The organism is Pseudomonas sp. NPDC087029 (assembly GCF_044745345.1).
In the GTDB taxonomy this organism is placed as follows: domain Bacteria; phylum Pseudomonadota; class Gammaproteobacteria; order Pseudomonadales; family Pseudomonadaceae; genus Aquipseudomonas; species Aquipseudomonas faucium.
Map to the genome: position 1 here is coordinate 1 of NZ_JBIVAB010000029.1, position 1908 is coordinate 1908.

The 1908-nt window shown below is 54.4% G+C and carries 1 protein-coding gene; it reads right to left on the minus strand.

The features are described 5' to 3' along the window. Positions 1-273: 273 nt before the first annotated feature. A partial coding sequence (locus ACIPG5_RS25220) for a hypothetical protein (protein ID WP_401378736.1) occupies positions 274-1908 on the minus strand: 1635 nt, incomplete at its 5' end.

A 1908-nucleotide genomic window follows, 5' to 3' on the forward strand; every position in this document is an offset into this window, starting at 1 on the left:
AAAACCACCAGCGCATCCCAGCCAAACGTCCAGGGTTTTTCACCCATTCTTCTGAGATACTCTTCAAGCGACAAGGCTTGAGGAAAGATCGCGTTATTCATATACCTGCTCCTTGATACAGAGTTAACCCGCTTGTTCACTTCTGCACTCTTGAGTGTTACGCAACATCAAAAATTAATGGGACAGCGCTCAGCGCTGCCCGCTGGATTGCGAGCACACCGCCCTCCATGAAAAATCTGCGCCCGGCTTCAATACCTCGATTGCTGGAAACGCTTATTGAGCGCCAAGCAACGCCACAAAGTGCTGGCTGGAAACGAAGGGAATCGGGATGATCATGTACGCGAAACGGTCTGTACTTTCGCCGTCGTCATAGAATGCAGAAACAACCGCATACTGCTCGACACTGCCTGCGTGAGGGGTGTACACACCGTTGACGAAGGTGCCATCGCCTTTGTATTTGTGCCAATGCGTGTCTGCAGCAGGCACTTCTTCCTTGGGATTCGATCGGGTCGTTCTGTAGAAGGTAAGTTTCACACCCTCGCCCTGCGCACTCGCCTCCAGCCAATAACTGCCACTTCGGTTATTGATGACCAACACATCGATCGTGCGTGTGCCGCCTGCTGCGGTTGAAACTTGAACTTCAGTGAGCCGAGACCCGTAGTAATTCAATGGGTCACCTGAAGCAGGCTCGGGCAAGGTCGTGGCGGCGGTAAACTTGTACCCATCCTGCATGGTCGGGTCTTTGTCCGGGTCCGGCGCAATTGCACCCAGGTTCGCGTCCTTGAGGGCCCAGCTCAGTGCGGCACCCTCCACTTCGCCTGCCACCAGGGAGTGTTGGCTGCCCAGCTCAACCACCACCACCGAGGGGTAGACTGAAACACTGCTTTCAACCAGGCTGACCATGGCTTTGCTGACCTTGTCACCACGCTGGGCAGTGACGACGACACGGCGGAAACCCGCAGCGCGCAACGACTCGGCGCTAGGTGCCGTGTACAAGCCGGTGAAGGTATCGATGCTGCCCGGTGAGCCTCCATCGTCATCAACATTGGCGACCGACCAGTTGGTATCCCCCAGCAACGAAGGCGTGAACTGCAGGCGACCGCCGCCGGCAACGACAACTTCGACCGGTTCGATGACCAGATCGGTACGCTCCGGTGACAAGTGGCCTAGCACCGTCAGGTCACCTGGCAGATTGAGAATATCGGGTGTGACAACATGATCGCCCCTGAACAACAGGTTATTCAGGCGGAACGCATCCAACGTAGCGCCAATCGTTCTAAGTGGCGTCACAATTTTTTCCAGCGGCTCTTGCAACCACGCTTTATAAACGTTCAGGTGAGTCCGAATCCACTCCTGCCCATTCGCATCTGCATCGGTTTCATGAATTTCCCAGTTGCTATAGGCCACGTCCTCATCAAATACCAACTTGATGACCGGATTATCGCCCTGCGCTTCAACGACAAAACGAAAAGCCAGCTCGATACGTATATCTATCTTGATGACAGCGTACCGGTGGTACCACGGATCGTCCGAACTATCATCTTTCAGTGAGAGCGTGGAATCGATGTAGAGTGGGTCCGGCTTGAATTCGAATCTCACCCCATCGCCGGCAACATAAAAGCGCATCGGCTTGTCGCCGTCAAACCGGAAGCTAAACGCCGGAAGTTCATACTTACGCATTGGAAATTCGATGAAGATATTCGCCCCGAGCGTACCCGCTGTTGCCACCAGCTGCCGATGACGTGACCCTGGAATTTCGCGGTCTTCAAACCGCGCATCCTTCACCCACTCCACATCCTTGATGGCAGGCACCAGCACCTTATTCCAAATAAGGTCTTGCGCCAGAATCAAGTTGCTGGAGAAGTTTTCACTGGACGCAGGCAACATGTACAACATGTCTGCATCGTC